Origin of the sequence: Arthrobacter sp. H35-D1 (genome assembly GCF_030063185.1) — a bacterium.
GTDB lineage: Bacteria > Actinomycetota > Actinomycetes > Actinomycetales > Micrococcaceae > Specibacter.
The window spans coordinates 1-8932 of record NZ_JASISP010000042.1; the positions used below are offsets into that span (position 1 = coordinate 1).

General features: G+C 56.0%; 7 protein-coding genes. 4 read left to right on the forward strand and 3 right to left on the reverse strand.

Annotated features, from left to right (window positions below; translation table 11 throughout):
- Window positions 1-336: 336 nt before the first annotated feature.
- Both QMG25_RS19820 and QMG25_RS19825 read right to left on the reverse strand, forming a co-directional pair.
- A complete protein-coding gene (locus tag QMG25_RS19820; RefSeq protein WP_283462815.1) occupies window positions 337-1416 on the reverse strand; it encodes a hypothetical protein in 1080 nt (359 codons plus the stop codon).
- Entirely contained in the window at window positions 1413-2540 is a 1128-nt protein-coding gene (locus QMG25_RS19825; protein WP_283462816.1) for a glycosyltransferase, read from the reverse strand. The genes QMG25_RS19820 and QMG25_RS19825 overlap by 4 nt, the downstream gene beginning before the upstream one ends.
- A gap of 322 nt (window positions 2541-2862) precedes the next feature.
- On the opposite strand from QMG25_RS19825, the gene QMG25_RS19830 reads away from it, so the two are divergent.
- From QMG25_RS19830 to QMG25_RS19845, 4 genes are all read left to right on the forward strand, one after another.
- Window positions 2863-3351, forward strand: coding sequence for a DUF6328 family protein (locus QMG25_RS19830; RefSeq protein WP_283462817.1), 489 nt, complete (start codon window positions 2863-2865; stop codon window positions 3349-3351).
- A gap of 886 nt (window positions 3352-4237) precedes the next feature.
- Entirely contained in the window at window positions 4238-5326 is a 1089-nt protein-coding gene (locus QMG25_RS19835) for an iron-containing redox enzyme family protein (RefSeq protein ID WP_283462818.1), read from the forward strand.
- Complete coding sequence (locus tag QMG25_RS19840; protein ID WP_283462819.1) at window positions 5313-5543, forward strand: CDGSH iron-sulfur domain-containing protein; 231 nt, start codon at window positions 5313-5315, stop codon at window positions 5541-5543. Before QMG25_RS19835 ends, QMG25_RS19840 begins: the two co-directional genes overlap by 14 nt.
- A 415-nt stretch (window positions 5544-5958) precedes the next feature.
- On the forward strand, window positions 5959-6381 hold the full coding sequence (locus QMG25_RS19845) for a hypothetical protein (RefSeq protein ID WP_283462820.1): 423 nt from the start codon (window positions 5959-5961) through the stop codon (window positions 6379-6381).
- Between the two features lie 292 nt (window positions 6382-6673).
- Here the strand turns inward: QMG25_RS19845 and QMG25_RS19850 are convergent, their stop codons facing one another.
- A complete protein-coding gene (locus tag QMG25_RS19850) occupies window positions 6674-7948 on the reverse strand; it encodes a hypothetical protein (protein WP_283462821.1) in 1275 nt (424 codons plus the stop codon).
- Window positions 7949-8932 lie beyond the last annotated feature (984 nt).

An 8932-nucleotide genomic window follows, 5' to 3' on the forward strand; every position in this document is an offset into this window, starting at 1 on the left:
CTTGCTGTAGAGAACGAGATCTTAGACAATCTGATTCTCTACCAAGGCCCTCACCTCTACCCAATCAACGCTGCACCCAGGAATCATCACAGAGCAACCCCGACTACACTCTGCATTCTGAAGAGCCGTGTATGCCCCTCCTTTGAACCATTTCCTAGAGATTGTCGACAATGCCCGCTTGTTCCATGCTCGCTGGGGTGTTTGGCCGATGGAGGGTTGGTTGAAGGCTTTCGCACACCGGGGGTTGATTGCCTGGACCCAGGCGGCGTCTTCTCTGATCGTTCAGCGGATGCCCACCCCTCAGGAAGTCGAATCGGCGCGCAACTGCGCTGCCTACTAAAAGGTACTAGAGGCGTTTCTTCCCGCAGCTGTTGCTTGGATGAGGTCCAAGAGTCCTTGGTTAAAATCGGAAGCTTGCATAAAGAGTGTCTTCGCCAAGGCATGAGGATCGCTGTGCGCTGCGCGTTCCAGGATCTGCGGCCAATTGATCGCTGATGTCCATGTTTCGATCATCTCGATTCCCGCGCGGGTATGTAAGGCGGTCGCGAAGGCGAGTTGCTCTGCGTAGGGACGCTCTTCGGGTACTAAAAGAACGGGTCTGTGGCAGCTCGCGGCAGCAGCTACAGCGTTGTGTCCGGCAGAGCTGATAATCACCGTGGCCGAACGCATGACCGGTAACGGGTCGCAAAGAACACCGTGAAGTCGTAGATTACTGGGCAATGGTGTGCCATCTTCTTCCACGGAACCCACAATGTCCCAGTCCCACTCCGGTGATGCCGCGGCGGCACGGGCCACGTGATCCAGACGAATGGCCGAGGCCAAGGATGTTTGCACCACCACTCGTTGCTGCCCCGCCGGCTGGGCGATGCCGATATCCGGGGGTGAGTAATGATTTGTCGGTTCCGTTGCTGAGAGGTAGTGGCTTTTATGATCAAATTTTTTCAGATGTTCTTCTTCTTCCAGGCCGACAGGAAAATAGCCGAAAATAGTGTCCGCAAGGCTGTAAGCCATGTGGTGGGCGGTGTCTGTTCGATTCCCTGGCATGCGACGGAACGCCACTCGGTAGCCACATAAGCGGGCGAAAAGTGCGACCTCTACTGAGACGTCGACCATTACGACGTCGGGGTTGAATTCTTTCCACGCACGGTTCAGTTCAGAGAATCGTTGTTGGATGAGGGCACCTGTGGGGGCGTAGTGCAAAAAGGAGTTGGAGACTACCTCTGGTTCCGGACTAGCGGAGTCCACGTCGGGGCCTAACTGCACATACTCCAAGGCTCCTTTCAATAAGGTTGTGTCGCGAGGACCGGTGCTGGTGACCTGAAGATCAAATAGATCGCTGGCTGCTATTTTTTGGGCATGGCGCAGGTGCCCGGTACCGAAATGGTGGGCGTAGTAGGAAACCCTGTATCGGGTCATGATTCCTCTGCTGTCAGGGAGAACCTGCGGTGGACCATGGAATGAAGTATTCGCTCATAATCTTCGATCATTCTGGTCAGTGTGAACCCGCTCGCTCGTGCTTGAACCAGCGTCCGATTCATGTCTTTGGCTTGGGTCGCTGCCACTGCCAGAGCATCACTGTCTTGGCGGTCGGCGACAACGCCCCCGGTGGTTCCGATGAGTTCGGTCATGGCGCCGGCGGGTAAGGCGGCTACCGGTGTTCCACAGGCCATTGCTTCAAGGGTGGTGAGTCCGAAGGGTTCCTCCCAAAGTGGGGAGGAGAGAAAGACCTGGGAGGAGGCAATCATGTGCTGTAATTTTTGTTGATCCAGATGACCGAGGTAGTGGATGTCATCATCGAGCTGCGGTTCAATCAGTGTCCGGAAATACTTTTGGTCGTGGATAGGGCCGGCGATCCGTAATTTTAAGGACGCTGCCCGTGCAGCGGCGATGGCTACGTGTGTTCCTTTTTCTGCTGCGATGCGTCCACTCCACGTAGCTACCGCGTGTTCAGGTTCGCCCCGTTCCTCCCAGCGCTCTAGGACAATGCCGTTGTTGATGATGTCAATGGCCGGTATCCACTCGCGCCAGGGCCGTGCGTTGGCTTCAGAGACTGTGACGTAGCGGTGCATCAGGTGTGGTGTCTTGGTCGAATCTTTGAGGATTTCAATCAGCCGGGGCAGGGGAGGGGTATGGAAGACATGAAGGGTGGGCAGCTGCACCAAGACACGGTGCGGTACCGGGCTTAATGAATTGTTCACCACCGCATCAAAGGAACCGTCCCGAATGAGCCTCAGCGCTCGTTCCATCGCTCCATCCAAGACGTCATGCTGTTGATTGATCTGTTCGTCCTCCGGGTAACCGCGCACCACGAACCCGGAGCCGAGCACAGGGACCAACCGGCCGTCAACAACGCTGCCGTCCTTGGCGAAGAGGGTCACCTCATGCCCGCGAGCAACCAGCCCAGAGACTAAATGCGCGGTATGGGACTCCATGCCCCCGGCAAACGGTGAGGTGATCGGGTGATGAAGATGGGCCAAGACTGCAATGCGCAAAGGACGGATCTCGTGATGGACCTGAGGTTTCATAGCAGCATCAACCACACCGGCAGGCTCCTTCAGTTCTCGGAATTCGTGCGAAGATCAACCCAGATTTCGTTATCATTTCATAACACAAGGCGGCAACATATACCAGTTCACTCTTCCTCAGGACGAAGCGGTGTCGAGGGCACAGCTGCCAAAGTCCGCTGCTGGTTCAGGCCCGGCATTCAAGGTTGTCTGAACCAACTCGACGTTGCAAAAACCTGCCGGTATGCCCCACCGGTGTCAGCGACCACGGACATCACCCCTTGAGCTGGACTGCCATGGGTGAGAATCTATTCAGGAATACGCGCTGGAGCTCACAGGGAACAAGAATGAGGTAACGGTGGATGCAAAGTCCTTGCACACAGGAAACACAAATGGCGGGCAGGATGCGGGCACCGGACGCAATGAGACACGCAACGAACAACGCGACCGCAATTGGAACGATCTGCTTCAGGAACTGCGCGTCATGCAAACAGGAACCCAAATTATCGCAGGTTTCCTGCTGACCCTGCCATTCCAACAAAAATTCTCAGAACTGGACGCGCTGGCAGTGGTTCTCTACCTGGTCTTAGTCATCCTGGCTGCCGTAGCGACGTGCCTGATGCTTGTTCCCGTGGCCATGCACCGTCAGCTATTTGGGTTGCAAGTCAAGAATCGTTTGGTGGACGCCGGACATCACGTGGTGGGAATCGTGCTGGCCCTGGTGGGGCTACTCGTCGTGGGAACTACCACATTGATCTTCTATGTCGTTTTAGGCGCCCTGGAGGCAGCAACCGTCGCCTCCCTGCTTGGACTGGCACTGATAGCAGCCTTGATGATCTACCCCTGACTGGCCCGAAACAAAAAACAAGCTGAATAAAAACTACGGTGTCAAGGCCCATCCAGGGTCCTTGTGAGCTCGCTACCGGACGTACGAGAAGAACGTGCAAGGAAAGACTTCAGCGTTCTTCAGGCCTGATGCGTTCAGAGCAGAATCCGATAACTGTGTGGGTGCCATCGCAGTAGGGCATCATTCCAAAAGCTCCACGCCGGCCCAGGGCCAGGGTTGCCGCCGAGACGACACTTCCTCACCGGTCGTGGAGACTATCGTGAACTCTCCCCGAACCAAGATCGACCCGTCGGGCAAGGCACAATTTTTCACGTACACGATCGGTTCGCTTGCCCGATCTTTCAGGACCGTCTTCTCTGTCATAAGAAGGTTCCTTCCGTTAGATTTGACAATAATTTTCCTGATAGCTTCATCCCACAACGTCCCTTGTAGCTGGCTTTTTCCGGGACGCGCAGCCGGCAGGCAAACATCCCAGCGCTCCTGAAGAGCATCGCGTTCCACAGACGAGGGCACATTCCACCAATCATGCCGCGCGGCTGGATACCTGTCGGCGGTCACGGACGATCAGGATTACGACCGGCGCATCCATTCCCGCTCTTGAGTAGGAGCCACTTTCAATCCCGGCACGTTTGCGTGGTCCGCGAGGTTGTGCGAACGACGCCCCGCTGGAGGGAAATCGTCTACAACTAGTAGTCAGTGGCAGGGATGACAGATGCTGAAGCATTGCCCCACGATACGATGGCTCGAGGTTCAGGATCCGAACACCAACCTCAAGCACTCGCAACAGGAGGGCTAGAGGCCTTAGGGTGTCTCATGACAACCGAATTAACCTGTCATCTTCCATTACCCTGTTCTTGACAACAACTTCGTTGCTTGGAGGCTCGCCATGCGTAACCCTGCACTTTTGGACTCTCGCGGCCCAGTCAGTGCCGCCCTGTTCGCCGTCCTGGAAGAAGCTCCTGGCGGCGGCTCAGATCAGGGTGAGGCTTTCCTATCCCAGGTGGCTAATGCGGTCGAGGACGTCAGCGACATCCTCATCGACGAGGACCTGCAGCTGACCCTGACGACCCTCTACGGTCTGCACTACGGAGAAATCGGCGACTGGGATCCGCGGTGGGAATGGCAACCGGAAACCATTCGGGCACGCCTGCGCATAGAAGAAGCGTTCGAAGCTGCCCTGCGGGAGCGGATACCCGTACTGGATCTTCCCCAACCGGAGGCCGAGACCGTAGCGACGAAACTCTTCCACCTCACTGCCGAAGACAGCGGCCCGAGTCTCTCGAAATACCTCGCCCGAGAAGCCACAGACACTCAAGCTGTAGAGTTCATCATCCATAAGTCCATTTACACGCTCAAGGAAGCTGATCCCCACTCCTGGGCGATACCCCGTCTGCGCGGTCGGGCCAAAGCCGCTCTGGTAGAGATCCAAGCCGACGAATATGGCGGAGGCCGACCAGAACATGTCCACGCGACTATTTTTGCCGGTACGATGCGCGCCATGGGGCTCTCGGACCAATATGCTTACTACCTCAATAATGTCCCTGCAGTCACGTTGGCGGCCTTCAACATGATGTCCATGTTCGGCCTTAACCGCCGTCTGCGCGGCGCTATTGTGGGCCACTTGGCCGCATTTGAAATGACCTCTTCCATTCCCAACCGGTTCTACGGCAACGGTTTCCGACGCCTGGGCTACGACGAGAAAGTCACGTGGTATTTTGACGAACACGTCGAGGCCGATGCGGTGCACGAACAGATTGCCGGCCGGGACCTAGCCGGCAGCCTCGCCGAAGATGAGCCCGAGCTGTTTCCAGATATCATTTTCGGGGCCCAAGCCTGCCTCTACCTGGACGGGCTGACCGGATCCCACATGCTCACAGCATGGAACAGTGGCACGAGTTCGCTACGCCACCCCCTTGATCCGGTCGACCCCTTCCGCGACCTTTCCGAAAGCAGAATCACTCATGGATCCAAGTAATGCCCCTTCAGCCAGCATCGTGGCCTGCCCCAACGGCCCGCTATTGGTTCGCGGCGACTTTGAACTCGTCACCGGAACCGGTGAAGAGATCCCCCGAATGAGAAAAACCATCGCCCTGTGCCGCTGCGGAGCCTCGACGATCAAGCCCTTCTGCGACGGTACCCACAAGCTGACGAAATTCAGTACCGAGGGTCCCTCAACCATCCAAGAAGCCTGATCCCAACATCAGGCGAAGCCGGATAAGGGACGGAGTGGTTTGATGGTGGGGAGCTTTTGGCCTTAGTTGGTTCGAGCATGTAAAAGCCATAACTGAGGAACGAACGAAGGCCACCATTTATCTACTGGACCCGCGGATTCCCACCGGCAGATTCAGACCGAAACTACCCACTCGATGCTGAAGAGCCAAAAAAGGGTAGGACTAAACATTTTGTGGTGTGGAACGCAGTTTATGTGAGCTGTCATTAACCGTCTTGGGCGATGCTAGGAAAGTACGTGCTGGACACTACCACCAGCCTTGCGGAGGGCGTCGGTGTCGAAGAACCCGTGAGTTGGCGCGTGCGTCTATGCTGTGGGTCATGGAGATTCCATCTTTTCAAGACGCGCCGGACGCATGCCACACGCGAGGCGATGACATGAGTGATGAAACCGTGAAAGCGCTGGGTAAACTCTCCGAGGCTCTCGAAGTGGTTGAGCATGCCCGTGGCCTTCTCTATGGTTTTCATCGCTTAACCGGCAAAGCCGACCTGGCTTTGGGGGAGGCAGCAACTTTGCTGCAGGACGCGGGCCATGAGGATTTGGCCACCGATATCCGCCAGCAGATGGTGGGTCGAAACGTCATCCATGGACGATGGACGTTCCAACTTATCGAAGAATACGATGACGGCTATTACGCAGACTTCAAGGCCGCAGAGCAACGCGCCCGCAACCTACTCGCCGACGGCAAACGCCACCTATTCGAGGCAGAGATGAAAGAGGAGCGCCGGACACACGGAAAAACCCATCACGAGGCAGTTCCATGGAAAGAACATGGTCCGTGGGCTGCATCCACTGACTAGAATCCGTGGATAGATCGCCTCAGCGCAGGGGTGTCCTCACGATCAACGTATCGACACTCGGACTTATCTGGTGGGAACCGAACAAGAGTTCGGTGTGGGAAACTTACACAACAAAATCCCAACACAGCCACCAGGACGGTGGGGCACGAGAATGTGATAGCCGCCTTCTCCGGTGAAACGTGGTTACTTTCCTAATGGCCTCGGCAGCTGGTCCGAAGTTCCTGTAGAGGGTCTTTACTTTCGACAGCAGGGTTTCAAGTGGCGCCCATTCTGGGTTGTCACGAAGATGGTTTTATGTGTCCTTCTCTGTCTCGTTCTCCAAGCTAATCTGGCGGCGCTCGTATTCTCGCCGGCTGAAAGTTGCCTTGCGTACAGACTCTTCGTCGTCAAAGCTCGAACCTACGGCACCAGCGACGATGCCTAGGGAGGCAGAAAGCCAAGAGAGATTCACGTATTCGCGAAAACCTACATCTCCGTCCAGCTGCATGGCGAGGAACGCCGGGTCAATGATAATTAGCGCACCGGCAAGAATAATAAGAAAAAGAGCCACGTACATCAGCAGCATCGCCAGCAGGAGCGTCAAGAGAGTCGCCAAGTTGTACAGGACGCGTTTTTCTTTTTGTCGCACCCCATGCGGCCTCTCCCAAAGTTTGTTATGGAGAACCAGCCACGAGCCGATAATCATGATGGACAGCAGAGCGATGATGACCAACCGACGTGTCGGCAAGTAGTCGGCCATACTCCAAATGCTGGTATAGAAAATACCGAATGCGCCCGTGGCCAGAGCCGCAGCCATGGCAGAAGAGAGCCGGGGAACCAGCCGCCAAGGGCGGTTGCTGCGAACCATGCCGATCAGCAGCAAAACCCGTCCCCTGAAGCCCTTGACGGTCTCCACGGAATTCCCGCCGCTTTCCTCTGCCTCTATCCGGCGTTCCACAGAAAACGGATCCACCACCAATGGTGAAGTGCCATCGTGGCGGAGGAAAGGGTCATTGACGCCGTGCAGTTTGGCCAGGACCTGCTCCACAGCGCGCTGCAGACGTTTCCTGCGCACGATCCCCAGCGCGGGCACAACGATCACGGCAGAGCCGTTGTCTACATTGAGGCTAGAGGTTAACGGTTCACCGTTTTCGTACTTTGGCAGGTCCGTTAAGTAAACGAGATAGTCCCAGCTACTCTCGTGCCGCAATCTTTCCGAGTGGATATTAAGTTCAAGTTCCCCAAACGTGTCCAACGGAAGAGAGAAAGCCATGACTTGCACTTCCCAAGCTACGCCGGAATCCACATCCCTTGTCAGCAGATTTGGGAGGGAATCCTGCAATTCCATGGCAAGTGAGAGTGGCAGTCCGGGGTCTGCAACTATTCCGACAACTATTTTCCGCTCTGACTCCTGAACGGTAGGGCTGGCTGCTTCCAGCTCCACACCCGGAGGGGCGCTGGCTTCACTGTACGCAGCGTTCTTGCCCGAAGTCTGTCCGGCCGTTCCTTGTGCTGAGATCTCCTCCACTAATTTTTCGGGATCTTCCAGCGGGTTGCTGTCTTCGGGTCTTAGTGGTGTCTGCGACAACTTGCGCCTCCGAGAATATTAATACCGAGTGTTTGAGTACGCCATGTCCCCATAAATTGCGCAGTGTTGTGGTCACCTCTGACACAGTCTTCACCGACAGGGCACTGAAGTCTATTACCCTAGTCCGAGCCCCGCAGTGTCTTTGTTCACCGCCACGCACGCTCACCGCGCAGGACCGACTGGCTGCGCTGCCTCGCCAATGTCGCCCGGTGATGGCCTAAAAATTGCCTTCCCAAGCAGTACGGTGGGCCTCAGTGATGTGAATTTCCTTGACATCACAAATTCTATAGTTTACAACTTAGTCAAATGGCAGTAGGCCAGACTTTCTGGGCAAGTTTATGTTATTGCTAGGAGGTTCCTCATGATATCCAACCACCCCGTCCGCTCTCTAGATGATTCCCTTGCACCCCCGGAGACCGTTTTGGTTTGCGCTACCTGCCATACGGCAAAGCACCTCATCATTGAATCCATCCAGCCTCATACGCCTCGGCTGCCGGGAACGGTTGAGGTGGAGTACAGCTGTGGACGCTGTCAGTCCTACTCCGCCCACGCTTGCAGCGTGCAGGCCGTCGCTACTCTCTTGAGCCACGACGCCGTCATTGACGACGAGACCAACGTGATCAATTTCGGCGGGCAGTACCTTCACTGTGGCGAACCCATGGAGTACGCAGACTCTCTGACGTTCCCGATGAACCAATCAAACACCCCCTCGCGCGAGGACCGCCTTGGTGATAAGCCGTCCGCTGTGCTGCAGTGTCAGTGCGGGTTCCAGCTAGAGCCCGTTCATCCGAGGAGGAACTGAGATGAGCCCAGCACTGGAAAAACAGCCCCTGAAACACGCTGTTGGGCCCGGACTAAGGGTTTGCCAGTAAATTAGCCGGTGTTTCGTGTTGTTGGGCCGTATCGTTGTGTTATGGCGATTGGCGTAGAGGTTGAGGGTAGTTTGCGGGCGAAGTTTGATTCGTTGTTGCCGCATTTGGATGA